The organism is Halovenus salina (assembly GCF_026410925.1).
In the GTDB taxonomy this organism is placed as follows: Archaea; Halobacteriota; Halobacteria; order Halobacteriales; family Haloarculaceae; genus Halovenus; species Halovenus salina.
Genome location: NZ_CP112972.1, coordinates 1,286,376 through 1,313,256, shown reverse-complemented (window position 1 = coordinate 1,313,256; position 26,881 = coordinate 1,286,376). Strand labels below are relative to the sequence as shown.

General features: G+C 61.1%; 29 protein-coding genes and 1 tRNA gene. 15 read left to right on the top strand and 15 right to left on the bottom strand.

Features of this window, described 5'->3' with window-relative positions:
• Positions 1 to 3: 3 nt before the first annotated feature.
• From OSC37_RS06675 to OSC37_RS06660, 4 genes are read right to left on the bottom strand one after another with little or no spacing between them, the layout of a single operon-like run.
• Positions 4 to 552, bottom strand: coding sequence for an NUDIX hydrolase (locus tag OSC37_RS06675; protein WP_267163820.1), 549 nt, complete (start codon positions 550 to 552; stop codon positions 4 to 6).
• Positions 545 to 973 (bottom strand): DUF5809 family protein, encoded by a 429-nt coding sequence (locus tag OSC37_RS06670; protein WP_267164157.1) that lies wholly within the window; start codon positions 971 to 973, stop codon positions 545 to 547. The genes OSC37_RS06675 and OSC37_RS06670 overlap by 8 nt, the downstream gene beginning before the upstream one ends.
• Before the next feature lie 23 nt (positions 974 to 996).
• Positions 997 to 1,392: a DUF5810 domain-containing protein gene (locus tag OSC37_RS06665; RefSeq protein ID WP_267163819.1), complete on the bottom strand. Its 396-nt coding sequence runs from the start codon at positions 1,390 to 1,392 to the stop codon at positions 997 to 999.
• Positions 1,393 to 1,442: 50 nt separating this feature from the next.
• Positions 1,443 to 2,978 carry a YegP family protein gene (locus tag OSC37_RS06660; protein WP_267163818.1) on the bottom strand — a complete coding sequence of 512 codons (1,536 nt, stop codon included), beginning with the start codon at positions 2,976 to 2,978 and terminating at the stop codon, positions 1,443 to 1,445.
• A gap of 287 nt (positions 2,979 to 3,265) precedes the next feature.
• On the opposite strand from OSC37_RS06660, the gene OSC37_RS06655 reads away from it, so the two are divergent.
• Genes OSC37_RS06655 through OSC37_RS06645 form a run of 3 tightly spaced genes read left to right on the top strand, consistent with a single transcriptional unit; the run spans position 3,266 to position 6,062 of the window.
• On the top strand, positions 3,266 to 4,294 hold the full coding sequence (locus OSC37_RS06655; protein WP_382186828.1) for a polymer-forming cytoskeletal protein: 1,029 nt from the start codon (positions 3,266 to 3,268) through the stop codon (positions 4,292 to 4,294).
• Positions 4,295 to 4,344: 50 nt separating this feature from the next.
• A complete protein-coding gene (locus OSC37_RS06650; protein ID WP_267163816.1) occupies positions 4,345 to 5,526 on the top strand; it encodes a redox-regulated ATPase YchF in 1,182 nt (393 codons plus the stop codon).
• Positions 5,527 to 5,570: 44 nt separating this feature from the next.
• Positions 5,571 to 6,062: a metallophosphoesterase family protein gene (locus OSC37_RS06645; RefSeq protein ID WP_267163815.1), complete on the top strand. Its 492-nt coding sequence runs from the start codon at positions 5,571 to 5,573 to the stop codon at positions 6,060 to 6,062.
• 325 nt (positions 6,063 to 6,387) lie between these two features.
• Here OSC37_RS06645 and OSC37_RS06640 read toward each other — a convergent pair whose 3' ends face one another.
• Positions 6,388 to 7,131, bottom strand: a complete 744-nt coding sequence (locus OSC37_RS06640; protein WP_267163814.1) for a hypothetical protein — start codon at positions 7,129 to 7,131, stop codon at positions 6,388 to 6,390.
• A gap of 272 nt (positions 7,132 to 7,403) precedes the next feature.
• Positions 7,404 to 9,659, bottom strand: a complete 2,256-nt coding sequence (locus OSC37_RS06635) for a heavy metal translocating P-type ATPase (protein ID WP_267163813.1) — start codon at positions 9,657 to 9,659, stop codon at positions 7,404 to 7,406.
• Positions 9,660 to 9,825: 166 nt separating this feature from the next.
• Here OSC37_RS06635 and OSC37_RS06630 point away from each other — a divergent pair, with 166 nt between their 5' ends.
• Complete coding sequence (locus OSC37_RS06630; RefSeq protein ID WP_267163812.1) at positions 9,826 to 10,248, top strand: HIT family protein; 423 nt, start codon at positions 9,826 to 9,828, stop codon at positions 10,246 to 10,248.
• A 68-nt stretch (positions 10,249 to 10,316) separates the two neighbouring features.
• Complete coding sequence (locus OSC37_RS06625) at positions 10,317 to 10,877, top strand: DUF7978 family protein (RefSeq protein ID WP_267163811.1); 561 nt, start codon at positions 10,317 to 10,319, stop codon at positions 10,875 to 10,877.
• A 119-nt stretch (positions 10,878 to 10,996) separates the two neighbouring features.
• Here the strand turns inward: OSC37_RS06625 and OSC37_RS06620 are convergent, their stop codons facing one another.
• Positions 10,997 to 11,749, bottom strand: a complete 753-nt coding sequence (locus tag OSC37_RS06620) for a hypothetical protein (protein ID WP_267163810.1) — start codon at positions 11,747 to 11,749, stop codon at positions 10,997 to 10,999.
• 130 nt (positions 11,750 to 11,879) lie between these two features.
• Here OSC37_RS06620 and hisF point away from each other — a divergent pair, with 130 nt between their 5' ends.
• Together hisF and OSC37_RS06610 are read left to right on the top strand one after the other, a co-directional pair.
• Entirely contained in the window at positions 11,880 to 12,695 is an 816-nt protein-coding gene (gene hisF / locus OSC37_RS06615) for an imidazole glycerol phosphate synthase subunit HisF (protein WP_267163809.1), read from the top strand.
• A gap of 102 nt (positions 12,696 to 12,797) precedes the next feature.
• A complete protein-coding gene (locus OSC37_RS06610; protein WP_267163808.1) occupies positions 12,798 to 13,631 on the top strand; it encodes a zinc-ribbon domain-containing protein in 834 nt (277 codons plus the stop codon).
• 4 nt (positions 13,632 to 13,635) lie between these two features.
• Here the strand turns inward: OSC37_RS06610 and OSC37_RS06605 are convergent, their stop codons facing one another.
• Entirely contained in the window at positions 13,636 to 13,920 is a 285-nt protein-coding gene (locus OSC37_RS06605; RefSeq protein WP_267163807.1) for a DNA-directed RNA polymerase subunit L, read from the bottom strand.
• 27 nt (positions 13,921 to 13,947) lie between these two features.
• Positions 13,948 to 15,030 (bottom strand): ATP-binding protein, encoded by a 1,083-nt coding sequence (locus tag OSC37_RS06600; RefSeq protein ID WP_267163806.1) that lies wholly within the window; start codon positions 15,028 to 15,030, stop codon positions 13,948 to 13,950.
• A 99-nt stretch (positions 15,031 to 15,129) separates the two neighbouring features.
• Here OSC37_RS06600 and OSC37_RS06595 point away from each other — a divergent pair, with 99 nt between their 5' ends.
• The 3 genes from OSC37_RS06595 to OSC37_RS06585 are packed head-to-tail and all read left to right on the top strand — an operon-like array spanning position 15,130 to position 17,364.
• Positions 15,130 to 16,083, top strand: a complete 954-nt coding sequence (locus OSC37_RS06595; protein WP_267163805.1) for a M48 family metallopeptidase — start codon at positions 15,130 to 15,132, stop codon at positions 16,081 to 16,083.
• 52 nt (positions 16,084 to 16,135) lie between these two features.
• Positions 16,136 to 16,585: a DUF3054 domain-containing protein gene (locus OSC37_RS06590; protein ID WP_267163804.1), complete on the top strand. Its 450-nt coding sequence runs from the start codon at positions 16,136 to 16,138 to the stop codon at positions 16,583 to 16,585.
• Positions 16,586 to 16,629: 44 nt separating this feature from the next.
• Positions 16,630 to 17,364 carry a proteasome assembly chaperone family protein gene (locus OSC37_RS06585; RefSeq protein WP_267163803.1) on the top strand — a complete coding sequence of 245 codons (735 nt, stop codon included), beginning with the start codon at positions 16,630 to 16,632 and terminating at the stop codon, positions 17,362 to 17,364.
• Here the strand turns inward: OSC37_RS06585 and OSC37_RS06580 are convergent, their stop codons facing one another.
• Complete coding sequence (locus tag OSC37_RS06580) at positions 17,365 to 17,820, bottom strand: SHOCT domain-containing protein (protein WP_267163802.1); 456 nt, start codon at positions 17,818 to 17,820, stop codon at positions 17,365 to 17,367. It abuts the gene before it with no gap.
• 86 nt (positions 17,821 to 17,906) lie between these two features.
• Between OSC37_RS06580 and OSC37_RS06575 the strand changes: the two genes are divergently transcribed.
• The 5 genes from OSC37_RS06575 to OSC37_RS06555 all read left to right on the top strand — a co-directional run bounded on the left by OSC37_RS06575 (position 17,907) and on the right by OSC37_RS06555 (position 21,077).
• Entirely contained in the window at positions 17,907 to 18,419 is a 513-nt protein-coding gene (locus OSC37_RS06575; RefSeq protein WP_267163801.1) for an FxsA family protein, read from the top strand.
• 51 nt (positions 18,420 to 18,470) lie between these two features.
• A tRNA-Ile gene (locus OSC37_RS06570) sits at positions 18,471 to 18,544 on the top strand.
• Between the two features lie 171 nt (positions 18,545 to 18,715).
• On the top strand, positions 18,716 to 18,949 hold the full coding sequence (locus OSC37_RS06565) for a hypothetical protein (protein WP_267163800.1): 234 nt from the start codon (positions 18,716 to 18,718) through the stop codon (positions 18,947 to 18,949).
• A complete protein-coding gene (locus OSC37_RS06560; protein ID WP_267163799.1) occupies positions 18,946 to 19,146 on the top strand; it encodes an RNA polymerase sigma factor in 201 nt (66 codons plus the stop codon). Before OSC37_RS06565 ends, OSC37_RS06560 begins: the two co-directional genes overlap by 4 nt.
• A gap of 173 nt (positions 19,147 to 19,319) precedes the next feature.
• A complete protein-coding gene (locus OSC37_RS06555; RefSeq protein WP_267163798.1) occupies positions 19,320 to 21,077 on the top strand; it encodes a DUF7845 domain-containing protein in 1,758 nt (585 codons plus the stop codon).
• Between the two features lie 707 nt (positions 21,078 to 21,784).
• On the opposite strand, the gene OSC37_RS06550 is transcribed toward OSC37_RS06555, so the two are convergent.
• Genes OSC37_RS06550 through OSC37_RS06530 form a run of 5 tightly spaced genes read right to left on the bottom strand, consistent with a single transcriptional unit; the run spans position 21,785 to position 26,878 of the window.
• Positions 21,785 to 22,906 carry a hypothetical protein gene (locus OSC37_RS06550; protein WP_267163797.1) on the bottom strand — a complete coding sequence of 374 codons (1,122 nt, stop codon included), beginning with the start codon at positions 22,904 to 22,906 and terminating at the stop codon, positions 21,785 to 21,787.
• Complete coding sequence (locus OSC37_RS06545) at positions 22,890 to 23,714, bottom strand: DUF8125 domain-containing protein (protein ID WP_267163796.1); 825 nt, start codon at positions 23,712 to 23,714, stop codon at positions 22,890 to 22,892. The genes OSC37_RS06550 and OSC37_RS06545 overlap by 17 nt, the downstream gene beginning before the upstream one ends.
• Positions 23,711 to 24,256: a DUF8063 family protein gene (locus OSC37_RS06540; protein WP_267163795.1), complete on the bottom strand. Its 546-nt coding sequence runs from the start codon at positions 24,254 to 24,256 to the stop codon at positions 23,711 to 23,713. Before OSC37_RS06540 ends, OSC37_RS06545 begins: the two co-directional genes overlap by 4 nt.
• On the bottom strand, positions 24,253 to 26,076 hold the full coding sequence (locus OSC37_RS06535; RefSeq protein WP_267163794.1) for an Env/VP5 family phage fusion protein: 1,824 nt from the start codon (positions 26,074 to 26,076) through the stop codon (positions 24,253 to 24,255). Before OSC37_RS06535 ends, OSC37_RS06540 begins: the two co-directional genes overlap by 4 nt.
• Positions 26,077 to 26,122: 46 nt before the next feature.
• Positions 26,123 to 26,878, bottom strand: coding sequence for a hypothetical protein (locus OSC37_RS06530; protein WP_267163793.1), 756 nt, complete (start codon positions 26,876 to 26,878; stop codon positions 26,123 to 26,125).
• Between the last annotated feature and the right edge of the window lie 3 nt (positions 26,879 to 26,881).

Below are 26,881 nucleotides of genomic sequence, written 5' to 3'. Positions count from 1 at the left end.
CGCTCAGAGCAGCCCCTCGTGCTCTGCGAGTAGAATCCCCTCGATAGTGGCGTCGTTCGCCGGCTCGGCCCGGGCACGTTCGAGCGCCTCCGAAACTGGGACAGTCCCGACAGAGAGAAACTCGTTGGTGTCGCGCTCGGGGACACCGGGTTCGAGTCCCTCGGCGAAGACGATGCCGCGGCGGTGGCGCAACACGCCGGTCGCGACCCAGAACTCTTCGAGCAGCGAGACGCCCGCGGGGTCGAACCCCGTCTCCTCGCGGAGCTCGCGTGCACCAGCGGTCGTGTATGACTCGCCGTCTTCGACGAGTCCAGCCGGCAGTTCGAGGCAGTGCTCGCCGATGGCGGGTCTGAACTGCTCGACGACGACCAGTTCGTCGTCGGCGACGGCAACGATGACGACCGCCGGCTGAATCTCGGCCCAGTAGTATTTTTTCTGGGTGCCGTCTGGCTGTTCGAGCAGGTCGTACCCGCCCTGGTACCAGCCGGTCTCGTACTCCACAACAGAGTCGAGCACCTCCCAGTCGTCTTCGTTCGTAGACTCGTCAGTCACGCTGTCCCTCCAGCATGTCGGCGTAGAGGCGACCAAAGGCTTGCCGCCTGAGTGTGGCGACTGCGGCCTCTCGCTCCTCCTGAAAAGTTGCCGCGACGGCAGTCTCTGCGAAGGGTGCGGCGTGCCACACGACGCGGTCGACGTTTTGACTCCCAACCTCGACCGGCTCGCACTCGTGGTCGTCACACCACTCGTAGTACTCCTCACGGTCACCGATTCGGACTTCGAGCAGAGAGGCGTACAGCGCCTCGCGTGCCGTCTCGATGACCTCGCCGGTGACGCGGTCGTCGTACTCGCCGGTGTCGAATCCCATCTCCTTGGCGACGGCACGGACGACCTCGCTCGCTGCCGGGGCGAGGGTCTCGAACTGTGCGTTTGCCTCGGCTGCCGTCTCCGGGGCGAACAGCCCGTCTGTCTCCATGCCCGATGGTTTGTTGCCGGTCACTACTGGCTTTCCTTTCCCTCGTCGTCCTCGTGGCGCTGTCTGGTCAGCTCCCGGGCACGCTCGACGGCATCTGCTGCCTCCGCCGAGAGGTCGCCCTGGTCAGGCAGGTCGGCCACAGGCACGTCATCGGGGATGTCCGACTCAGCCTGACCCTTGTGTTGGTGGTCGTGAGACTCCGCTGTGTCTTCGAACACCTGCGGATACTCGGTTTCGTCGGCGTGTTCTGTGACCTCCGGCGCGAGATCCTCCTCGCCCATCGACTCCCAGTCGGGGACGTGCTCGTCGAGCCACGCCTCGTGGTCGCCGCCACGGACGAGGGCGGTGAAAGCCAGGTGATTCGCGAGGTGGCGCGCGTCGGCCTGTGGGTCGTCACAGACCGGACAGCTGTATCCCATACCCCAAATGTGGTGGGCCGGCGACAAAGGCGTTTCACTCCTACCGGGTGTTACTCTACGTCGGCGTTCGGGCCGTTGTGTTTGACGCTGTGGATGCCGTCCTCGGCACCGGTGCGGGAGGCGTACCCCTCGCCGCTGTTTGCCATCAGATTGCCGTTGCGGTGACGGAGCTGCCAGCGCCACTCGCCGGCCGCATCCTCGTAGACCTCGAAGGCGGCGCTGCCGACGTCGAGAACGTGTGACTCGGGCGCGTACTCACGGACGCGAACCACCGCGTCTTCCGCGCCGCTCTTGCTGGCGTACCCTTCGCCGCCGTCTGCGATGATGTTGCCGTTGTTGTGGACGAGCCGCCAGCGGTAGTCGCCCCCGTTGTCCTCGTAGGTCTCGAACTCGGCTTTGCTGTCGTCGCCGACGTTGGACTGGACGCTGTCGATGCCCTGGCGGGCCTTCTGGCGGGAAGCGTACCCCTGGCCGCTGTCGGCCAGGATGTTGCCGTTCTTGTGGAGCAGCCGCCAGCGGTACTGGCCGGCGCTGTCGCGGTAGAGTTCGAACGCCGATGGGTCGAGCTTGAGATAGTCCGCAGACTGGACGTACTGTCGAACGCGCTCGACTGCGTCGTCTCGGCTTCCCGGGGCGGTGTACCCCTCGCCGCTGGCCGCGATGATGTTTCCGTTGTCGTGGAGAAGTCGCCAGCGATGTTTGCCCTCGTTGTCCTCGTAGGTCTCGAAGGTTGCCTTGCTCTCGGCGGTCTCGACGAACTCGGGGGCGTCCGCTTCGACACCCTCGTCTGGCTCGGTGACCTCTACGTCCTCTATCTTATCGAGGTCGACGACGCCAGCGCCGACGACGTCACGTTTGACAGCGCTCAGGCCCTGCTGTGCCTTCTGACGGGAGGCGTACCCCTGTGCGCTGTCGGCGATGACGTTGCGGTTGCGGTGGCGGAGCCGCCAGCGGTGTTTGCCGCCCTTGTCGGTGAACAGCTCGAACTGTGACTGGCTGTCCTCAATGCGTTGGAGTTCTGCTTCGAGGGCTTCACGCTCGCGTCGCTCCTCGGCTGCCTCGGTGGCCTGCTGTTTTGCCTCTTCGATTGCGGCGTCGCGCTCGCGTTCGGCCTCTGCGGCCCGGGCCTCGGCGGCCTCCTGTTCTTCGCGCGGACTCACCATCAGCGGGGTGAAGATGCCGCCGGCGGCGATTGCCAGCACACCCAGCCCGTAGAGGCCGATTATCTCGACTTCCTGGCCGTCGAACTGCGTGCCGAAACCGTCGGGATAGGCGACAAAGAACCACGAGACTGCGAGCAGACAGAACACAGCGCCGAGATACGACAACAGCGTTGCGGCCCGTCGTAAGGGGAGCCTGATTACCGGCCCGATGAGCAACAGCAACAACGCAATCGCCGCGAGCATCGCGCCCGCGCCCCGTTCGGTTGACTCTACCCCACTGACCAGAATTAGCCCAATCCCGACGACACCAGTGATGACGCCCAGAACGAATACCCAGTAGCCGAGTGCCTCGTCTGCTGTCGAGGACGTTCCGACACGGGTTTCATACCACTGTACAAGCGGATTCGAGTTTGACGTTGCCATACGTCCTTTACTATCGCCTCTCATATAACTTCGACTGAATATATATTATATTTTACACACTCTCCGAGTACGTCTCGACGTGTTTCGATTTATCGACCGAAATGGACTGAAACGGAGAAAAACGGCACACATATCGAATCGTGAGTTGGCTTTCTCTGATAGCATAGTGCGCCATTTTTGTCTTGTGCGTTCTGGTATTTCTACTTCTACGACATTCTGAGGTGCCGACCTTCCTGGACGTTCCCCTAGTCGTCAGACGACCGTCTGACGCGGCATTGGGCTTTAATATTGCGGAACGCGCGTCTAGAACTGTGCCGTCGCTTCGCTCCGACCCGCTGGACGAACTCGTCGTTCCCGACGAGACTCACGTCCAGGAACACGACCTCGTAACCGACGGCGATGTGATTGCCGGGGGCCAGAGCACCATCGAGTTCGGCGTTCGCGGGGGCAACGTCATCGCTGGTGAACGTGTCAGCTTCGGCGGCCATATCGAGGCCGAGGGAGATTGCCGTCTCGATATGTGGTGTGACGTTGCCGATAACGTTCTCGTCGGCGAGGACGCCTACCTCGGCGAGCGCGTCCACATCGGCGGCGAGCTACGCGTCGCCGGCAACCTCGACATCGGTGACGATGTGGACATCGAGGACGGCTTCGACGCCAACGGCTGGATTGTCATCCGCAATCCGATGCCGACAATTGTCTTCCTCTTCGTCTACCTCTCGCAGCTACTCCGTGTCGGCGAGCAGGAGAAGGCCGAGAAGCTGTTGAGCGCTGTCGTCGAGGACGAACGGACACACGAGCCCGTCGTCGTTCCACGAGGGAGTCACGTCAGCGACGACGCTTGGCGTGTCTCGACGCCCGGGCGTATCGGCGACGACTGTCGTCTCCACGGCAACATCCGCGCGCAGTCGCTGGTCGTCGGCCGAGACAACGAGATTTTCGGCAGTCTGCGCGCCAAAGAGGGTATCACGGTCGGCGCAGGAACGGAGGTAACCGGCAACGTCACTACCCGGAGTGGGACGATTCGTGTCGGCCCTGATACGCACGTGCGCGGCGACATCTCCGGCGGCTACGTCGAAATTCACCGCGACGCCGAGGTCGAGGGGGCAATCCGCGCCCGCGAGGAGATGACAATCGTCTCCGAGCCGGTGGTCGACGACGCCGTTATCGACTCCGAAGACGAGACCGATGCTGAGGACTCCGACGTGAACGGGGAGTCTGAAGACGCCGAGCTGGACCACGACGAGGCGGGTCCACTCCCCGAGGATGGTCCTCGGACCGACGGCGGCGACTCCCCAGAAGTCGACGGGCCCTAAGACGGCTCTGAACCGAAAGTGAATTTCTTCTCCCCAGAGTAGACGGGGTTATGCTCTCGCTTGCGCTCGCGGGGAAACCAAACGCCGGAAAGTCGACGTTCTACACGGCGGCCACGATGGCCGACGTCGAGGTCGGGAACTATCCTTTTACCACAATCGACGCCAACCGCGGGGTGAGCTACGCCCGGACGGTCTGTCCCTGTCAGGACCGCGATAGCCGGTGTGACAGCGACAACTGCCAGGACGGGATACGATACGTTCCGGTCGATCTCTTCGACGTGGCTGGACTCGTTCCCGGGGCACACGAGGGGCGCGGGCTCGGCAACCAGTTTCTCGACCAGTTGACCGACGCCGACGCCATCATCCACGTCGTCGACGCCGCAGGCGCGACAAACGCCGAGGGCGAGCCAATCGAGGTCGGCGAGCACGACCCCGTCGAGGACGTGGATTTCATCGAGACCGAGATGGACCAGTGGCTCGGGGCCATCGTCTCGCGCAACTGGGAATCAATCGAACGCCAGTCTCGCTCCCCCGATTTTGACATCGACGACGCGCTCGCGGAGATGCTGACCGGCGTCGGCGCGACCGAAACCGACGTTGCGCGCGTTCTTCGAGACCTCGATTATCCTGAGGACCCCCGCGAGTGGACCGACGACCACCAGACCCAGCTGGCGGCCGATATCCGCGCCGAGACCAAGCCACAGATTGTCGTCGCCAACAAGGCAGACATCGCGCCCGAGGAGAACATCGAACGGCTCCGCGAGGCCGCAGAGCTAGTGGTGCCCGCGACGGCCGACGGTGAACTCGCGCTCAGGCGGGCCGCCGACGCCGGTGTCATCGACTACAACCCCGGCGACGACGATTTCGATATCGTCGGAGACGTGAGCGGCCAGCAACGCGAGGGGCTCGAACAGATACGGGAGGTGATGGCCGAGTACGGCGGAACTGGCGTCCAGCAGGCACTCGACACCGTCGTCTACGACGTGCTCGACCACATCACCGCCTACCCCGTCGAGGATGACACCCACTGGACCGACGCCCAGGGTCGGATGCTCCCCGACGCACACCTTCTGCCGAGCGGCTCGACACCTGTCGACCTTGCCTACGCCGTCCACTCCGACATCGGCGACGGCTACATCCACGCTGTCGACGCCTGTGAGGGGAGACGCATCAGCGACGACCACGAACTCACGGAGGGCGACGTGGTCAAAATCGTGAGCGACTCGAACTGACGGCGGACGCCACCTTCTTGTCGACCGCCGACGGAACGGCGAACATGGAGCTTGCACTCTTGGGTGACTCCCACATTCCCTCGCGGGAGCCACACATCCCCAACTCGTTCCTCGAGACCATCCGGAGCGTCGACCACGTCATCCACACGGGTGATTTCGATTCGAAAGGAGCGCTCGCAGATGCCCAGGACCTCGCGCCGGCGCTGACGGCCGTCCACGGCAACATGGACCCACAGATTGGGCTACCGACCGTGGCGACCGTCGAAGTCGGTGGCGTCGAGTTCGTCGTCACACACGGCACCGGCTCACGGGGTGGCTGGGAGCAACGTGTCGCCGACGCCGTCGCCGAGCATGCGACGACGGACGACGCGGTGGGTGTCGCCGGCCACACCCACGAACTGACCGATACCGTCTACGACGGGGTCCGCATCCTGAACCCCGGCAGTGTGACTGGCGCGAACCCGGCCGACCGGCCGACGATGGTGACTGTGACCGCCGAGGACGGCGACCTTGACGTGACCGTTCACGAGCTGTAGTCGCGTCGTACCCGGCGTCGTAGCGCCGTTTGCCTGTTCTCTTGATCGAGTACAATTACTCGGTACAGATGCCCGACAATTCGTGCTAAACGTTTGAATTATACTCTTCGATTGCGTTTCCGACCGAATCTGGACTGATTCCGGCTACTACCGCGGGAACGGACCCACAGGCGAGATACCAGTGGACCGTCCCGGCGCTCAGTTCGGGTTGATCCGACGGTTACGAGAAGTTCGAAGCTGTGGGTATGGCACGAGGGCTGATAGACGACGCATCGTTGCGTCGTGAGCAGACGGGACAAGTGGCGACACCCACCGCACCTACCTGTCAGAGAGACGCAAAGATAACCAATCCCGCGGCGACGAACTGAATCAGACCGAGAGCGGTGAAAAACCCGCCAATGACACCAAACCGCTTGATGGCGTCTGACTCGCCCCCGACGGTGATGTGTAGGTCAGAACTGATCCCCAGTAAATGTCCGACGGTGATGTGTGGGCGAGTTCGTATCTTCCCGAGTTTACCCATTCCGTGTGTGTTGCTCCCGACGTAGGTGGACTCGGTTTCGAGACCCTCCTGTCGCTCGACGAGAGTCTGTTTGTGACCATAAATGTGGAGTCGATCGTCGGCCTCGATTCGCCGTTCCTTGTGTATTCGCTCCCGGTTTTTCCACTCATCTTCATCTTCCGTGGCGTAGATGTTGGCTCCTGTGGGGTCGACCCCTACCGTTCCGGTCTCATCGCGGACGTGAAACGGTTCGCCTTCGGTCCCTCTGTCTTCCATATGGTAATTGGACTCCCGGTTATCACCGGTGCTGCCCGCGTCTCTATCATGATGCTCCCACGCATACGCCAGACACTCCTGTTCAGAGTATTTTCCTGTTACAGTCCCGTTGAGCTCCGCCGCCGTTCCGGTGAACTCGACGAGACCGTCGCTGGCTGTTCTGACGGTCTGGATATCATCCGGGTCGTTCTGTCTGAGACGGAACGCTCTGTAGAGGTGCGTGCCCCCGAATAGTAGTATCGGCAGAATAACCACCACGACGAGAACCACAATTGCCAATGTTATTATCACAGACACTTCGGTGGTTGATTCGACAATAAAATAAATGGTTCACCGAAGTCTCTCTGTAAGAAACTCATACGGTCGTTCGTGACTTTTTACCGCCACGCCGTCACTATTCGGCTGCTTCAGTCCCTGAAACTATCGATATGTCGACCCGGTCCCGAAAAGAATCACGAACGACCGTATCAATTGCTTTGCTGACTGCACAGCGCAACTGGGTAATTCTATCACTGTCTCCCGGCCAAGAATCGCACTGTGATACGCTGTATGGCCCTCCCGGCTCACGGCGTAATTCGAGAGAGGCGCATCGCGTTGCCTGTAACACCGACAGTCATTCCAGCGTCGCCGACCAGCACGGCGACCCAGATGGGGACGTATCCGAAGGGGACTAACACGACGAGTAGCGCCTTCACTCCGAGGCTCGCCCAGATGTTCTGTCGGATGACGCTGTTTGCCTGTCCCGAGAGCGAGCGCAGGTAGCCCAGATTCGCGATGTCGTCGCTCATCAGCGCGATGTCCGCCGTCTCTAAGGCGGTGTCGGTGCCGGCGGCTCCCATCGCCACGCCGACGGTCGCGGTCGCGAGGGCGGGGGCGTCGTTGATCCCGTCGCCGACCATCGCGACACCGCCGTCCTCGAACTCTCTGACTGCGGCAACCTTGTCCTCGGGCAGCAACTCGGCGCGAACCTCGTCGACACCGACCTGCTCGCCGATTGCCCGCGCGGTGCGTTCGTTGTCGCCGGTCAGCATGACGACCCGCTCGACGCCGAGGTCGTGGAGCCGGGCGACGGTCTCGGCCGCGCCGGCTCGCAGTTCGTCGGCCACCGCGATGACACCTTCCAGCTCGTCGTCGTTGCCGACGAGGACGACCGTCTTGCCCTCGGCCTGGAGGTCGGGAACCGTCTCTGCGAGCAGGTCGAGACAGTCGTTGCGCTCGCACAGTTCCTGTGAGCGGGTGGTAACCACACCGCCGTCGGTCGCCGCGTGCACGTGCGAGAGGTCGAATCCGAGCCCCTCGAACAGCGACGGCTTGCCCGCGTAGTGGTCCCGACCGCCGACAGTCGCCCGGACGCCCTTGCCGGTCAGCGCCTCGAAATCCTCGACTGTGGCCTCGTCCACGTCTCGCCCGTCGGCGTAGTCGACGATTGCGTCGCCGATTGGGTGTTCGCTCCGACGTTCGAGGCCGTGAGCACACCGGAGTACGTCGGCTTCTGTGTTGTCGTTGAGCGGAATCACGTCCGTAACGGTCAGTTCGCCTTTCGTGAGTGTGCCGGTCTTGTCGAGCGCGACCGTCTCGACCTCGCCCATCGCTTCGAGATGTGAGCCGCCCTTGATGAGGACGCCGTTGCGTGCGGCGCTCGTGATACCAGAGACGACCGAGACGGGCGTGCTGATGACGAAGGCACACGGACAGGCCAACACGAGCAGTGTCAGCCCGCGGACAAACCAAGTCTGGACACCCCCTGCGACCAGGGGTCCGCCGACCACCGCCAGCACTGCCAGCCCCACCACGGCCGGGGTGTAATAGTCCGCAAATCGGTCGACGAACTGCTCGCGGTCGGTCGTTCCCGTTCCCGCGTCCTCGACGAGGTCGACGATGCGTGCGAGGGTGTGTTCGCCGGCCCCTGCCGTCGTCTCGATTTCGAGATAGCCGCCCTCGACGAGGGTACCCGCGTACACCTCGTCGCCAGCCGTCTTATCGACCGGGACACTCTCGCCGGTGACCGGTGACTGGTCGACTGCGCTCTCGCCGTCGAGCACCTCGCCGTCGACGGGGATTTTCTCCCCCGGCTTGACGATGACTGTCTCTCCAACTTCGACCTCGGCGGCTGGCACCGTCATCTCTTGACCATCACGACGGAGGCGTGCCTCGTCGGGCGAGAGGTCCATCAGCTCTCGCAGGGAGTTTCGCGCGCGGTCCATCGAGTACGCTTCGAGCAGTTCGGCGATGTTGAACAGGAACGCAAGCGTCGCGGCCTCGAAGTACAGCGCCTCACCAAATCCGAGACTCGCCGTCACGGCACCGAGAATCGCGACGCTCATCAGAAAGTCGATATCGAGCTGGCGGTTCCGGACCGAAACCGCGCCGTTCCGGAGGATGACCTCGCCGCCGACGGCTGCCCCCGCCAGAAAGAGCAGGTCCTCGATTCGGTGTGGCGTTCCGAGTACGCTTACCACCTCGATATCGAGTGCAGGAACGATAACTGCGACAAGGCCTGCGAACAGGAACAGTCCGCTGGCCCAGGTCTTGAGCGCGCGAGTACTCAGCCAGATATCGCCGAATCCACGCTCTGCATCTGTCCCCGAGGCATCGGCCACCTCATAGCCCGCGCTCTCGATGGCCGCGACGATTGCGTCCTTGCCGATTTGCTTGTCATCGTATTCGACGGTGACGCGCCCGGTTGCCGCCGCCGGCTGGACCGCCGTAACGCCTTCGCAGTCGCTTACCGCGGCCTCGACAGTCCCGGCACACGACGCACAGTCCATGTCGGGAACTGAGAGACGGAGTGTCGTCGTGTTCATAGCTCGGTCGCTCATTATGTCGACCTACGGAGCCAGTCTTATTAATCCAACTGATCCAATCGGGGTTTCTTATGGTATATATTGGTAACATCTAGTGTATATTTTAATAATACTTGCCGCCGACTGGCGGTGTGGCGGATCCAGGAAAATCTTCATTGCGGAGGGGAGCGACCACACAGGTATGGGCGAGAAGACCATCTTCGAACAGATAATCGAGGGCGAAATACCGAGTTACAAGGTCTACGAGGACGAGACAACCTACGCGCTTCTGGACGCGAACCCGCTCGCGCCCGGGCACACGCTCGTGGTCCCGAAAGAGCCCTACGAGCGGCTGAACGACATGCCGCCCGAACTGGTTGGTGACGTGTTCTCGACGGCGGGCGAGATTGCCGATGCTGTCGAGGCAGCAACAGACGCCACGGCGACAACACTCGCGATTAACAACGGCGAGGACGCCGGTCAGGAGGTTCCGCACGTCCACCTCCACATCGTCCCACAGACCGCCGCGGACGGCCCCAAGTCGATTCACCGGCTGTTCGACTTGGAGGACCTCTCGGACGACGAAATGTCCGACATCGCCGAGGAGATCAAAGCACACCGGTAGCCGGAACCGACTGTTCGGCGAGGCGGCGGCTCCGAGCGTTTATCAGCGGTGATTCCTGAACGGTGGATATGCAGCCACACGAGAGAGGCGACCGCTCGCACGCAGAGCGCAGACGAGCGGTCCCGCTACGAGCGGCGGGATACGGTTTCGTCGCCGCTCTCGGCACCTACGCGGGAGTCGTGCTCTTTCTGGGAGTTCACGTGGTCTCGACGGCACACGTGACCGTGCCCGGCGTCGGTCTAGAGACGCTGTTTCTCGGAACGCTCGGGGACTTCCTGAGCGCACACGCCGGGGTCACCGACGGGGTCGTGATGGGTGTCGCTGGCGTCGGGGTGGTCCCGCTGGTGGCTTACTACCTCCTCCCACCGGTCGTGCTCTGCTGGTCGGCCCGTCGCGTGGTTGAGTCGGACGTGTCCCGCCAGAAGGCAGCAGTCCAGGGGGCCGCCCTGGTGCTCGGCTACGCCCCGGCTGTAGTGGTCGTGCTGGCGACGCTCGCGGGCAGTGCTGAGTTCGCCTTCGTCGCGCTCGACCCCACGGAGGCCGTGCTCTTGGCTGGCATCGCCTACCCGCTTGTCTTCGGCGGGTCCGGCGGCGTCGTCGTACATCTGTGGTCAACTGAGCACACCTGAGACGACCGCGTCTGTCCGAACCCTCCACGGACGGTGGCCTGCCGTTTATTTCGGTCGGCAACACCGAAACGATCGCACTCTCACGCTGCCCTCCGAGCAAGGCCAGCAACGGACACAAGCTAGAAGCCGCCGTAGCGGATCGAGACCATCACGGCGACGAGCAACAACTGGACGACGCCCTGGACGCCGCCGAGCATGGCGTTCTGTTTCCCGATACTGCTGATGATACCGGGGTCCGGGTTCGCGGAGGTCATCTCCCGGTACATCCGCAACTCACCGGGCAACAAGAAGCCAAAGCCCTGGACCGAGAGAATTGTCACCAACCCGAGAGCGACAGCGATAGCGTGGTTGGTCATCTCGAACTCGCCGATGGTCAGCCCGACCCAGGCCAGCGAGGCAACGGTTACGACAGCGAAGAGAGTCTGCCAGCGCCGGTCGTCCCAGGCGTCGAGTCGCCACCCCAGCAACAGCACGATCGGAATCAGATTGACCGCGGTAAACAGCGCCAGCCAGGGTTCGGCGTGTTCGAACAGCCCAAGTCTGGTCGAGAGCGTGATGCCCGTCGCGATGGTCACAAAGGCAAGCGACGGGAGCAGAAACGTGGTCTTCGGCGTAAGTCGACTGAAAATCGCCGCGCTCTCCTCGTCGTCGAGCCCGCCAACAACCGGCCCCAGTACCGCGCCCATGAAGATGTCGATGCCCGTCCAGAGAACGCCCGCCATGACGTGGACGTATGTGTGCTGTTCGAGCGATGCGACCGTATGAGCATAGCCCAGTGCCAGGATAGCGACGGCGACGACGCCGCCGGCAAAGGCAGGGTTCGCCCGGTGTGCTAACCCTTTGACTGTTCCACGGACCGTGCTTGTTGACATACACATATCCCGAAACGGCGCGCAATTAAACGTTCGGGAACGGGGAATCTGTCTGCTCCAGCTGCCAGGTGTGTGATAGAAAGGTCTACGTGGAGTCACCCGAAAGATTCGGGCACGAGACCCCCTTCGCATGACACTCACAAAACGCATCATCCCCTGTATCGATGTCGATGTCGACGACGACGGCAATCCGGCGGTGTACACGGGAGTCAACTTCGAGGACCTGGAGTACACGGGCGACCCCGTCGAGATGGCAAAGCGGTACAACGAGGCCGGTGCCGACGAGTTCGTTTTCCTCGACATCACGGCCTCGGCGGAAGGTCGGGAGACGATGCTCGATACGGTCCGGGCAGTTGCCGACGAGGTGTTCATCCCGCTAACCGTCGGCGGCGGCATCCGGACCCGCGAGGACATCAAAGAGACCCTGCGGGCCGGGGCGGACAAAGTGTCGATAAACACCGGCGCACTCGAAAACCCGGACCTCATCGAGGCGGGGGCGTCAGCTTTCGGTAGCCAGTGTATTGTCATCTCGGTGGACGCGCGCCGCCGGTTCGATGAGGAGGGCGAACACTACGTCGAGGTCGACGGCGAGTCCTGCTGGTTCGAGTGCACCGTCAAAGGCGGGCGCGAGGGTACCGGTATCGACGCTGTCGAGTGGGCCGGCGAGGCGGAAGCCCGCGGCGCGGGCGAACTCTTCGTCAACTCCATCGACGCCGACGGCACCAAAGACGGCTACGACATCCCGCTGATGAACGCGGTCTGTGACGCCGTGTCGACGCCCGTCATCGCCTCCTCAGGCTGTGGTGGTCCCGAAGACGCCTACGAGGTGTTCACCGAGGCCGACGCCGACGCCGCGCTCGCGGCTTCTATCTTCCACTTCGGCGAGTACTCTATCGGCGAGGTCAAACAGTACCTCGACGAACGTGGCGTTCCCGTCCGGCTGTAACTGGTCTCCTGTCCTGGTACAGCGCCACTGCCCTCTGTCTCAGACGGAAATACACCCGCCGGAACGCCAGCCTTTTAGAGTGAACTTCCCTAGCTCAACCCAATGGAATGGCGGTGCGAGTGGTGTGGCAAACCCCACGAGGAAGACGACCCGCCCTGTGACAACTGCGGCCACGGCCAGTTCGAGAAGGCGGTCGTTCGCCAGACTGACCTGTCCGAGGAGGGCAGCCAGGAGGCGACAATCGTCTGGGTCTGTCCCGACTGTGGCCGGGAACACCCCAAACACGCGCCGCCGTGTAGCCGGTGTGGCAACCCCACCCTAGAGAAACAGCGCCAACATGTTGACGAGTCCGAACTGTCTGCGCCGGGGTATCTCGACCTTGCCACGCCCCGGTATATCCTCGCGCTCGGCGTGACACTTGCTGTTGCAAGCGTCGTCGTGCTCGGTTTCGTTGGGGTGCTCGATATCCCCGGATTCGACCAGGGTGGTATCCCGGATGTCGACGGTGTGCCCGGGAACGCGACGTCGGCTGGCACTGTTTCTCTCGCCGACGTGGAATCTGCCTACGTGGCGACGTTGAACGACGAACTCGACGCGGCTGGCGGTCCACAACTCGACCGAAGTGACCACCTCGACAAGGTGGCGACGTTCTACAACCAACGCCTCGTCAAGACGCTACTCGCCAACGGGAGTCTCCCCGCAGACCAGCAGGTGAGCGAGTTCCTCGGAGAAGAATGCCAGCGCGGAACGCCGATAACGTTCAGCGACGAGCAGTTATCTATCGACGACGGGACTGCCCAAGAGCTAGGCGAGCGGCTCGCAACTGCGGTGGCTGAGCGCGGATTCGAACCCACGCAGTCAGCAAACGCCGTCGGCGTCGACATTCATACTGTCGACGGACGGCTGTATCTCGGCCAGTTCGTCTGTGCGGCGTGAACAATTAGACTGCGGCGTCGTAGGCTTCCTGGAAGTCGGTCGTTTTCTCGATGACCTCCTCTGCGCCCGTTTCGAGGGCGTCGAGGGCGTCGACACCCCCCTCGGTCTTAATCGTCAGAACAGGGTCGGTCTGGCCACCGGACTGTTCTGGGTTTACGTCGTAGGTTGCTGCGGTAATGCCGTCGGTTTCCAGCAGCGTTCCCTTGAGGACGTTCATGAACGTGTGGTCCTCGCCGGCAATCTCGATAGAGAGCTCGTTCTCCTGCTTGTCGATGACCCGAAGTTCCATACCCAAATATACCGACATAGACACTTCTCAAGCTTTCGAATCGTTGCCGCGAGCGACCGTGACACCAATCACCTCGAATCGAGCACCCGACTCCTCGGCTTCTCCGACCTGTACCGTCCAGCCGTGGCTATCGGCAATCTCTTCGACGATGGTGAGTCCAAGTCCCGTCCCGTCGTCTGCCGTGGTGTACCCACCCTCGAACAGGTGTTCTTGGTCGGTCGCGTCGATACCGGGGCCGTCGTCAACGACGGCGAATCCCACCGAATCACCGTCGTCGACTGTTTCCACCTCGACGCCGAGGGGGTCGCCGTTCTCGTCGGCGGGTTCTCCGTTGGTCTGTCTCCCGTGTTCGACGGCGTTTCGAAATAGGTTCTCGAAGAGCCTGAGCAGCCGGGTCCTGTGTGCGAGCACCGTGACATCGGTCCGAACCGTCAGCGTCGCCTCACCGGTCGCAACATTCTCCCAGGCGTCCCTGGCGACCGCCGCCAGCTCGAGGGGTTCGGTCTCGGCGCTCTCGTGGGCCTCTTGTGACAGTGTCAGCACGTCCTGGATGAGCTGTTCCATGTGGGTGAGGGAGTCGTATATCTCTTCAAGATGCGCGTGGTTCTCTTCGCTCACGTCGGCTATTTCGGGTAACATTTCGGCGCGCCCGAGTGCGACATCGAGTGGGTTGCGCAGGTCGTGGCTGACGACGCTCGCGAACTTCGAGAGACGCTGCTCTCGTGCCTTGTGTGTGGTAATATCGTGAAGGACCATCACAGCCAGGTCGTCACCGACAACGGACACCGTACACTCGACCGGCTTCGTCTCCCCATCCTGTGTACGAAGCGTCGCTTCGACGGTCTGCCGTGGTGCCCCTGCCGACTGAATCTCGTCGACGGCCGACAGAAGATTTTGTGCATCGCTGTCATCGACTACAAGAGTCAGCGGCCGGTCCTCGGCCTGATCCAGCGCGTATCCCGACTCGCGCTCGAATGCCGCGTTGGCGTAGTCGATCTGCCCGCCCGTGTCGAACGAGCAGACCGGCTCTCCTAGCGCCGCCAGCAGCTCCTCATGACGGCTCGGTCGTTGCTCGTCGGGCCCTGATGGGCTGGGATCCTCCTCGGACATGTCACCAGTCGCCTGTAGGTCGTTTTCGACGTCTCCCGTTATAAGAGTGCGGGCGACCGGGACCTAAGCGGTTTTGTGTGCCGTGGGCAAAGTAGCCATATGGGACTGCTGGGACGGGTCGCCATGGTTGCAGCTGGCATCGCGGTCCTTTCGGTCTACGCGGCGGTCGCTGTCGCCTGGTTCATCGTGATCCAGTGGGTTCTTGCCGACCCTCCCGGGCTAGTCACGATCGTTGTTGTTTTTCTGGGTATGGTCGTCGTCGTGGGATACGCAGGATATCGAATCGGGACGGTCCGTCTCGTCGCCAGTCTCGACGCGACCGAGATACCGGTCGAGCGCGCGCCAGAGGTGTACCGCCGGCTTGAACGCCTCTGTCTCGACGCACAGGCCAACCAACCGACGCTGTTGCTCGCCGACTTAGGCGCGCCCAACGCGCTCTCGATTGGCGGCCCGAAGACAGGAGTCGTTGTCCTCGACCGGCGGCTGTTCGAGCTACTCACCATGGACGAACTCGAAGGGATTCTGGCACACGAAATCGCACACATGGAACGGCTCGACACCCTCTGGAACACGCTTGGACTCACTGGGGCGCGCCTCCTCGTCGGAGCCATCTCGGTGTTGCTGTTCCCCGCAATCGTTCTGCTCGCCGGTGTCGAACGAGGCGGGGCGTGGATAGCTGGCGAGCCGGGTCGCTCGCGCTTTGGGCTCGCGGGGTATGTCAGGCAGGTGGTGATCCTCGGTCTCGGGGTGTTGTTCTCCGTCTTCGCGCTCGGCTTTCTCGCCTACTCGCGCCGTCAGGAGTTCGCCGCAGACGAACGCGCAGCCGCGCTCACGGGCAATCCGAGAGCGCTTGCCGGGGCGCTGGCGAAAATCCACCGCGCAACGACGCCGCGTCAGGGGCTGCTATCCTTGCTGTATATCCACGACGAACAAACCGAACAGCGCGACCGACGGCTGTCGACGCACCCACCCATCAGCGAACGAATCGACCGACTGCTCGACGAGGGCGAGGTCACTCCATCCCAGCAGGTCAGCCGTCTCAGGCCGCGGTAGCGCCTCGATAGAGTGAGACTGATACGTGTCGACTCCTGAGTAGATATCGACGATGCTTCGTCACGTCCGCACACTCGGTGTCAGGCCAGGGTTACCGGCTTCACCCGCGGCCGCGCTCGTCTTCCTCGGGGACCTGTTCGGGTTGCTCCTGTTCATCACGTGGGGGCTGTACGCCCACAATCTCCGTGCCTGGGAGGTTCCAGTTCACACAGCCGAGACGCTCGCGCCGTTTCTGATTGCGTGGCTCGCTATCGCGCCTCTCATCGGGCTGTACCGGAGCCAGACCCTGCGAAGCTACGGCCAGACGCTGACAATTCTCCTCCCAGGCTGGGCTGTCATCGCCTTCGTGGGGGCACTCATCCGTGGGACACAGCTGTTCCCCGGGGGTGCTGGACCGGTGTTCGTCGTCGTAAACGTCATTTTCGGGCTTGTCGTGCTCGCGCCCTGGCGGATTCTCGCTGTCGCTGCTGTTCGACACACCAGCTCAGCCGCAGGGGGTTAGCGTCGACGCAGAGTATTAAGTTGCCGGCAGTCGTCGGTCGAAATATGGCACACATCGAGACACACACCGACCTGGGTCTGACAGAACCGATACTTGTCGAAGGACTCCCTGGTGTCGGGTTAGTCGGCAAGATTGCGGCCGACCACCTCGTCGAGACGTTCGATATGACCTACTACGCTTCTTGTCACTGCGACGGACTGCCCCGCGTTGCGGTGTACAGCGACGGGGAGCAAGAGGTACGCCCGCCCGTTCGTATCTATGGTGACGAGGAACGCAACTTGTTCGTCCTCCAGAGCGACGTGCCGGTCTCGCCACAGGCTGCGCCCGAGTTCGCCGACTGTCTGACCGGCTGGTTCGCCGAGGAGAACGCGACGCCGGTACTGTTGAGCGGGCTTCCCGAGGAGAAAGACGGACGCCCCGAACTGTACGGAATGGGGTGTGGTGACGGCCTCGACATGCTCGACACACACGAGATTCCGACACCAACTGAAAACGGAATGGTGACCGGACCGACCGGCGCGCTGTTCGCCGAGGCATGCGAGCAGGGGATGGACGCCGTTGGCCTCGTCGTCCAGGCTAATCGCCAGTTCCCTGACCCCGAGTCGGCGCGGGTAATCCTCGTTGACGCCATCGAACCGTTTGCCGACATCGAGATTAGTACCGACAAGCTGGTTGACCAGGCCGAAGAGATTGCAAGCGCACGCGAGAAGCTCGCAAAACAGATGAACCAGGCAAACGAGGAGAGCACGCAGGCCCAACCCCTGGGTATGTACCAGTAGTCACTCGCGGTCGGTCAGCAACTCGTCCCCCGTCGAGGACTCGGTGTCGAGGTTCTCGACCGCCCGCTTAATTCGCTCTGTGTCGTCTCCTGTCACGTCTTCAGTCTCCAGTAGTGCATCCAGGCGGCGTTCGAGTTCGACTTCGTCTATTTCGCCTTGCGCGTAGCGCTCGCGCAGTTCCTCGACTGGGTCTGTCGACGTGTTCGTGTCGGCGTCGTCCATTGCCGCTGCCATCTCCTGTTCGACCACGTCGCTGACTTCGTCATCGGCCCACGCTGGTCCCGCCTCTGGTGGGCCAAACAGGACGGCAGAAGCAGGTGTGAGCAACAGCCAGCCGATGACGAAGACGGCCACCGCGGCCGGCAGACTGACGAACAGCGCCGTGAGAATCCCAAGCGGGAGCGTCACGACCGCAAACAGCGGCGTGAGCCGGGCTGATAGCCCTCCAGATGTCATATTGGGTGTGGTGTGCCGCCTATCAAAATACTGTCGGCGGTGACCACTCTCGAAAAGCGTTTGGGTGCGGGGAGAAAAAAGCCGGTATGCTCAGACTCATCGGGTTGTTGCTGTTGATTCCGTTGCTCGATGCGCTGTTTCTCGTCGTCTTGACGGGCGTCCTGGGCTGGCAACTCGTCGTCCTGTTAGTCGTGTTGACCGCCCTGCTCGGTGTCTTCCTCGTCCGGCTGGAGGGGCGGCACACGCTCGCGAAGATTCAGCGCAAGGCCGCCCGCGGCGAAGCACCCACGAACGAACTGCTCGACGGCGCGTTGCTCCTGGTCGCTGGTGCCTTCCTCCTGACGCCAGGGCTGGTCACCGACGCCATCGGCTTCGTGCTCGTGCTGCCGCTGACGCGGTACCCCGTTCGCCTGGCGCTGAAAAAGTGGGTCGTCGTCCCCTACGCCGACGACAAGACCGGCGGCTTCGCCACCGGCAACGTCTACGTCGGTGGGTTCCCCGGCGGCGGTCCGACCGAGCCCGAAGGGTCCGAAACCGACGAAAACGGCTTCGAGGCGACCAGTGACGTGGATTTCGAGGATGTGGACGACTCTCGGTGAGAAAAGTAACGTTTAACAGTGCCTGCCGGGTACCTGTTGATGCACTCAGTTGGGCCGATAGCTCAGTTAGGTTGAGCGCTCGGCTGATAACCGGGAGGTCCGCGGTTCAAATCCGCGTCGGCCCATTCGTTCTCCGACGTGTTACTGTCCGAGTAGAATCTTCTGTCTCGGACGGGTAAAGTGCCCGAAATCGGCCGATTCGAGATTTAGAAGTTGGCTGGAAAATGTGGAGTTGTACTTTCTAAAAGTACATTACCACACCGTCGGGCGATTTTCGTTAGCCGGAGGTGGTCGCCGTGAGTAAAACGGCCGCCGGTGAGGTCGAGCAAGACGTTCCCGAGATTGTCGTGCGGAATCGGTCTCGGTACGCCGACACGCTACACCGGCCGGACCCTGACAGCGACGACACACGCCCGGCGTGCCCGATCCGGCAGTCAGACAAAGAGTACACGACTGTCCCGGCCGCTGCCTACCTGGGGCATTACGAGCTCTGTGAGAATCCGGAGTGTTTCGGGAGGGAGTGGCGATGACGTTTCAGTCGTCGCTGTTCCACTTCGAAAGGAATCTATCGGAGCTGACAGAGGCCGAGCGCGAGGTCTACGAAGCCGTTGAACAGGACGGTATCGGCCCACGAGAGTACGCACGTAAGACCGGCCGCTCACCGGGCACTGTCGGGAATCTACTGGCGCGAGCACGCCAGAAAGTCGGAGGTGAGGCAGGTGCGTAAATCCTTCCAGGGGTTCGTACCTGCCTCAACCCTCTACGACGTTGAAGCGAGCGAGCGCGTCGAGGTCGACTGGTCGACCACCCGCGTTGAAACGGAGGGGTCATCGTGAATACCGTCACGCTCGCTATCTGTCAATCCGCCCTCACGCTATTTGATACTAGGGGTGAGTGGCGATGAGCCGAGTCCTCAAGTGCGCGCCACACGAGGGAGATATTCGGTTCACAGTCGGGATTCACCCCAGTAACCACGTGACGGACCACGGACTCGCACCCTACTACGCGATGGATAGCCTCATCAAAGACTGGGGTGACCGCTGGCAGTCAGAAGGGAAGCCCACCGAAGAGATTCAGTTTCTCGGAGAGACGTGGGCCACCTGTTTCGATTACTCGAAAAGCGGACTCGATCCGTGGGATAGCCCTCAGTTCCAACTTGACCAAGTGCGCGAGTTCCAGTTCTATTTCACCTCGAAAGACTCTCCGAAGTACACCGGGCGACGTGCAGACAAAGACAAACGCGTCAAGGGCGGAACGATTACTGTTCGTCCGCGTTGGCCGGGACTCACTTCCGACGGAGAGGAGGTGTCTGTCCCGGATTACGGTGGTCCCTATATCGACGTGCAGGTGCAGGCATCCAACTTCCCCCACGAAGAGTATCTGACGCTCGTGAAACGGGTGATGAACGCCTACGGTATTTCATCACGGTACTTTGACAACCCACACCCAGACAGTCACATCGGTGACCTGGCGTACTACGTTCGGCTGTACCGAGACGAGAGCGGCCCCCTGTTCGCGCCGGACGGTCCAATAGCGCGCGCTCACACGCTCATTCAGGGGGACCGGAGCGGCTACCGGAAACACGTTGAGGACAACCGGAAGATTGCTGGCTACATGGTCAAATCCGAGGTCGAGGACGAGAAAGCCGGTGAATTAGTGCGTGGGCACGAGCTGGGGAAGGAGCTCAAGCACTACTACCCGAAAGAGCCCCAGCAGTACGAACCCGACGAAGCACCATATCACCCGAAGTTCGAAGTAGCATATCAGACGAGTATCACCGAGAAGACAGTCCGATGGTCTGACCTGGAAGACACTCGTCGAGAACTCGAAGAAACTATCCTGAACTGTCTGGAATGGTGTGGCCTTGCGACGACGGCCGAGAGTAATATCTTCGTTCCCTTCGACCCGTTCTGGCAGATCGAGAACACTCACGAATCCCGGAAGATGGTCCAGTGTCCGCTTCCGGAGATCGAGAGCGAACAAGAACACCGCGTGATGCAACTGTGGGGTGAGATGACCGAGACGGACCAGGAGGTGACAGAACTGTTGCTCACCGACGGCGGGAAGGTGTCGCCCCAGGAGGCAGCTGAACAGACGGGGAACACCTACCGGACGATTCGAACTGTCATCGACCGCATGGAGGGCCTGATTCGCCACACCTACGGTGAGATGGAACTGGAATCGAAGAAAGTTCAGCAGGAACTGCTGAAACGCGTGCGCGCCGCTGGCGAGCGGTTCGAGCAGGAAATCGGGAGCACGGCAATGGAGTTAGCAGACGCCGCTGACGAACACGCACGTGACGCCTGGAGCCGTCTCCGTCGGGAGTACGCAATCTCCGTTGTTGATCGAGACGACTGTCGGAAGCTCCTGAAAGTCGGGTACAAACCGAGTGACCGCTACGAGGCTCGGAACCTTTTGCGGGAGATTCGAACCACCTATCAGGAGCACGTCGAGACGACGACCGCCGGGATTCACGTCCAGGTGACATTGGCGGACGGAACCCGAGAGCGGTTCAGAAACCTCCGTGCGGCGTTCCGGAAGGGAGATACAACGTACCAGAAGGAACAGCAGCAGAACGACCGAGCACGGGAAATCTTCGACTTGGAAGCATGGAGGGAAGCAGGCTACCCACCGGCTGACGAGTGGGAACCCGGATAGCGGCCCACCCCTGGGTAGAGGCATCACTGTTCTGTACTCTGTTTCCCGGTTGATTTTGCTCTTTTCTCGCCCTGTTACGCACGGTCGGAACGGTCGAGCGCGTAGTACCGTGTGCGCCCGAGCTGGGCTTCCGAGGGGAAAGCCGGAAAGCGAGTTTCCGGTTTCCCCTTAGACGTGTGGCTAAGGCCACATCATCAAAACACACAGCACCGCTCCGCAGCGGAGCGCGCGAAAATTTGAATTTCAACACTAATCACGAACGGATAACATGATGAAAGTTCCATATAATATAAAGAACGCTGTGAGGAATAAGACGCCGAAAAAAACGAACACATCTCTGATTCCCGTTTCCAACAAACCAATACTTGATAGAGCTCCCGTTGCGGTTAGAGAGCCAATCATATACAACAGCACCGTACTCATTTTCTCTTTTGTTGCGTCTGAAAGTGACTCGGATTCTCTCTCGATGAATTGTGCAGTGAGAAAAACGACTGGTAACATTAACCCAGTTACTTGAAGCAAGACCAATCCAATTTCTCTTAGGGCGGACAATTCCGACATTTGAAATGCTGTACTGTCTAATACTAAATATATCCTTGCTAGTCTAGTCACAATTATAGAATTTTCGCGCATAACGCGCAATATATAGTATATATGCTCGCCCGCCGACAGACGACAGCACGCACCCGCGCGCCGTCTGTCGAATCTCAGTCGTCGGCTGTCTGCATTTCGTTTCCGTTGGGTGACATTCCGACAACGCCGACGTGTTCCCCGTTCTGCCATTCTCGGTAGCGGTCACCAACCCAGTCTTTGCCGTAGTCCGTGAGACTCGCGGCTTCTCGGTAGGACATGCCCTGCTTCTCTACTGCGAGGATTGCTGTCTTGATATCTTTCTCTTTGCCGTCGAGTAGTTCGCCCTCGTCGGCGTCGACGGCACCGCTCACGTCGAAGTCGGTTTCCTCTCCGGTGTCGAACCCGAAGCGCGTGGGTTTGACTCCCGTGAGCGTCCGCGTGGGTGTCTTCGACGACAGTTCACCCGAGACAACATCGCCGTAGATTTCGACGGTGGTCTTCGAGGTCTTGTGATAGAGATGCCCGTTCATCGTCACCAAACGCCTGAGTTCCTTCGACGCGCCGCGTATCGACTGACCGATAAGCAGGATACCACGGTGGGTGTTCTCGGCGCTCTCGCCCTTGCGCACGAGCTTGAGCGTATTGGCGAGGGCGTCGGCCGCCTGCCGGTCTGAACCCTTGCCGCTAAGTTGCTGGTCGGTCTCATCGAGGACATAGAGCACGTCGGTACTCGATTGCTTGAAGAACGATTCGACGCCCTCGAAGTCGCCGATGTACTCGATAGGGTCGTTCTGTTCGGCCGCGCTCTGGATGTTGGTGGCGACACGGCCGCGCGTTGCGTGGTGCCAGTCGTCGGCCCGGTCGAGCGCGAAGTCGGTTTTACCTGAACCCATGCCGCCGGTCACCCAGCCGCAGTAAGCTTCGTCCAAGATAGCATTCCGAAGCCATGCCTGCGTCGACGCATCGCTGGCGCTCTCGTCGTGCGAGACCATTCCCACGGCAAACTGCATTTCCGAGACATTCCCCGCGTTCACGGCGTCGGTGAGCGAGTCCGTCGCCTCGTTGCGAACGATATCCCCGTATATCTCGGTCTCGCTGATATCGCCCTCGTGGACGGAGGTGAGGTAGTTGATGAGGTCTCGTTTCCCGTCGTCTTGAACCAACCCCGCATGCGGGTGTGCCTCGTCAAGGTCGGGGAGAGTCTCGCGCAGCTGCCCCGCGGCGTAGGTCACCTGTTCGCTATTGTCCTGTGTCATCGTTGCCCTCCATGCCGTCGGCTATCTCGGAGAGAGACCGTAGCTGTGCAATCGGTTGTTCTCCGTTCTTCAGGTTCTCGCCGGTGTCTTCCTCGATATCTTGGCGGATATCGCTCAACACTTCTGCCACCTGTTCGCCCTCGTAGGTCGACGCTTCGGCGTGCTCGCTGATGAGCGCCTGGCCGATTGCGCGCGTTGCCTGCCGGACCTTCGAGCTTATCGATAGTTCGGTATCAATACTCGTATCCGCCGCCTGTTCGAGATTCGTTCTCAGGTCGACAATCTCTTTTTCCCGCCGGAGAAGCTCGCTGTCCGGCTTGGAACCGCGCCAGGTGCCGACCGCCTGAAACGAATCCTCGTCGAAAGCCTGCACCTCGTAGGTGGGCCACTTCATTTCGCTCCACTGGTAGAGGTCGCCGTCGAGCGAACGAACACGGTCCCACGCCGCCGGACTCAACTCGTAGAGACCCGGCAAGAACGCCCTGGGTGGTAGGTCGTACTCGTCGGCTTGCTCGGGAGCCATGCCGACACAGACGACAAACCGCTTCGGCGGGTCGTGCAAATAATCGAGCGTCCTGCTCGCGGGCAAGTATCCGAGCGCGGCCGCGCCGATCACCGCGAGCATGGTCGCCTGGACGCTCTCGGGCACGGTCACGGACGGGAGTGCGCCCGCCCACCAGAGCGCGACGAACGACAGCAACAGGAGAACGGTTAGGAGACCTATCCAGTTGCGATAGGCCGTCAGCAGTTCAACCGTGTGTTCACGCCGCGTTTTCTCGGCGTCAATGTGTAGCTCTGTCTCGGTCATGCGACTTTCCTCACGTTGTCTTTCTGCCAGAACTTCCGGCGGAACACTTCGGCCACGACCGCGCCGAACACGCCGAGCCCGGAACCGAACCCGACTAACCGAACGGTACCCCAGCCTGGGTCAGTCGTGAACAGGTGGTTCGGCACCTCGATGATGTGAGCGTACAGTCGGCTTCTCGTCTCGATGCCGAGACCGACCCGACCGTTCACCTCGGTTACCTGGAGCGTGACGGTCACCCGCTCGCGCGGTTGAAGGCGCACGGTTCGGCGCTCGACGGACCCGCCGACAGAGAACGCCCCGGCGTCGGTGACGGTCACCTGTTGCGGAATGTCGGATTCGAGCACGACGGTAGCCGTGCCGGTCTCCTCGTTGAACGTCGAGTTCACTATCACCGTGTTGCTGTCGATGCGCTCGACTTCTTGGGCGGCCGTCGAGTTACCCCCTTGTTGTGCGGCCGCTCCTGCCGAGAACAGAATGAGCGCGGAGAGGGTGAGCACAAACAGTGTGAACACCCAGGCCGCGATTTTGTGATAGACCATCATCCTGTTGCTGCATTGATGCCTACCAGACCGAGCATGACGCCCAGCACGGCGGCCACGAGTTTCTTAGCTTTCCCGGCAATGCCTCCGTCTCCGATGCCGAGACCCACCCCGCCGCCGGTTGCATCGTCGTATGCGTCATCAACCGCGTTGCGGGCGTCTTTCTCTTTCTGGTAGTTCTCCCGCAGCTTATTAGCCGTCTGCTGTGGGTTGTGTTCTGGGTCGGTCGTGATAAGCGTCGGTTCGGCAAACTGCAACGCTTCGGAGCCGTCCTCGATATCGACAATCTGGAACGGCTCGGTCAGCTCTCCGGTGACAATATCGCCTTTGGATAGCTGATAGTCGAGCAGCCCGTTTTGAGTGTTGGCCCGGTTGTCCGTCCCTGCCGAAAAGCTCACGTCGAAGGTCGACGACTCCGACAGGTCGAGCGTGGTATGGTGGAGGTTTCCATCATGTTGAATTGAGACATCGACTGCCTCAAGACGGCTATCCACTGCCAGCGTGGCCGTTCCGCCCTCGTCTGCGGTGTCGGAGAGCTTGAGGCCCTCGGCTGACGGCCAACTGTCGGCGTCAGCCACCGCAACATCAGCAAGCCCGGCAGCAGACCCGTCTCTGGCGACATTCACTGTTATCTCCATCGGCTCGAATCCTTTGGGCCCGTACGTCGGATGGGAGTCTGAGATTTTGCCCGCAATCTCGATATTGCCGGGCGTGTCGGCAGGGTTGACTCGGTTGTTAGCTGGCAGGGTCGTCCCGCCGACAGAGCGGAACAAGATTCCCTCAATCAGAAAGCCCTCAACCTCCAGCTTGCAGCGTGAGTGAGCCTCGGGGATTGACATGCTCCGATAGGTTCCGGCAGCCTGCCGGTAGTTGTCGGCGTTCTCAGACGCTTCGAGAACGGACCGAGCAGACGCCGATTTTGAGATTTCCACCTCGTCATTTTTGAGTGGCTCGAACATCTGCGAAACGAGGTCCGCCGCGTTGTCTTTCTCGCTCTCTGCGAGGTCTTCGAGGTCCTGTTTGGTCTGGACCCACTCTTTCACATCAATAATCGGAATCGAAGCCGCGTTGAGGTCTGATTCTGGCCGTGTCCGAATTACCGGAGCGTGTTCGGGCGCGGCAGTCAAAGACGCAATAGGGTCGCTATTGCCGGAACGGGACATGTCTATCTCAGCCGTTTGAATAGTTTGGCCGTTTGGCAAAGTGAGGGTTGTGTGGTCGCCATTCTTGAAATAAGTGCGGAGCGAATCATGCACTTCGCCATCTCTCGCAGAATGGTCGTCCCCCTTTGCTGCGAGCATCTCGGCATTGTTATCCACAAGCAACGTTGCCCGTCGGCCGAGTTGCGTCATAATATCCTCAAATTCTTTGACATGTCGCTTGAGCCAGAAACTGATACTTTTGTCAACTTCTTCCTCGACAGCGGTAATCGCCTCAGATTGCGATTTGCCCGTTGCGGCCGCCTCCTCGATAGCAAATGCAACGTTGTTCCGAACGTACTCTTTAATAAACTGGTTGACATTCCCGAACGTGTCCAAGTGAGAGTCTGCGCGGCTCTTGATTTCGCGGAAATCTCCGATGAGTCGAGCCTTCAGTTCCTTCTTGCGGGCTTCCTCAAACTCTTTTTCCGAGGGTTCGAGGGCGTTGTTACCGAGCCAGCCCGCCACGCCGCCAGCGACAAAGCTGAGGCCGATAATTCCGAGTCCTCCAAGCAACGCTTGAGAGTTGCCGATGGGTCCCCAGTCGGTCTGTGTCGAGCCAACCCCGACCGTCGCCGCGCCCGCGAGCGTTGCGCCAGATTTGAGATAGGTCCGGCGTTTCATCGTTTTAATGTCTGTGCTGTCGGTTTTCTCTGGTTTCGGGGACATGTTAGTTAAGCCTCACAATGATGACCGCAACGAATAGCATAACAGCGATACCGCCGATAGCAGACGCCCAGGGCGGGATATCGTCGGACTCATCGATAAGTCCCGCGCCGATTCCTACGGAGTCGTCTGTCGGTTCGACCCAGATTTGAGACTGGGCCGACGCTTGTGATGTTGCGACCGTGACATTAGCCGCTTCGACGTTCTGAGCCGCCTCGATCTCGGCTGTTTTGACGCCGGTATTGTCGCCGTCAGAGAGGGTGTACCATTCGAGCGTCTCGGTCCCGAGTGTGTTGCTATGCTCGGATAGTGTGACAACAGCACTGGATTGCTCAGACGAATTAAAGCCAACGTCGACGGTGGCATTCTCGCCTTTGCTCAGGTTGAGCATGGTGTCTCTCTGCGTGTAGAGGGTCGTTCCATTCACTGAGACGGCTGACTCATCGTCTGCGTTCAACTGGATTTGATAAGTCCCATTCGGGAGTTTGTTGAACGGGACACCCACCGACTCGGTTGACCCTGACGACCCTGACACAGTTGGGGACTTGACAGAGGTTTCAGAACCGACGAGAGAAACATCAGCCGAGGTCGACCCAGAGAACGAGAGCATAACCTCGATGGTCTGGTTCTCCGGGTCGGTGATGGATATGCCGCTGTCTGTGGGGTCGGCTGTTGCCGAGGCCGTCAGGCCGACAGCGAGCACGGCGACAGCGACAGTCAGGAGTGCGATACCTCCGAGCTTGAGAGTTGTTGCCTTCATGAG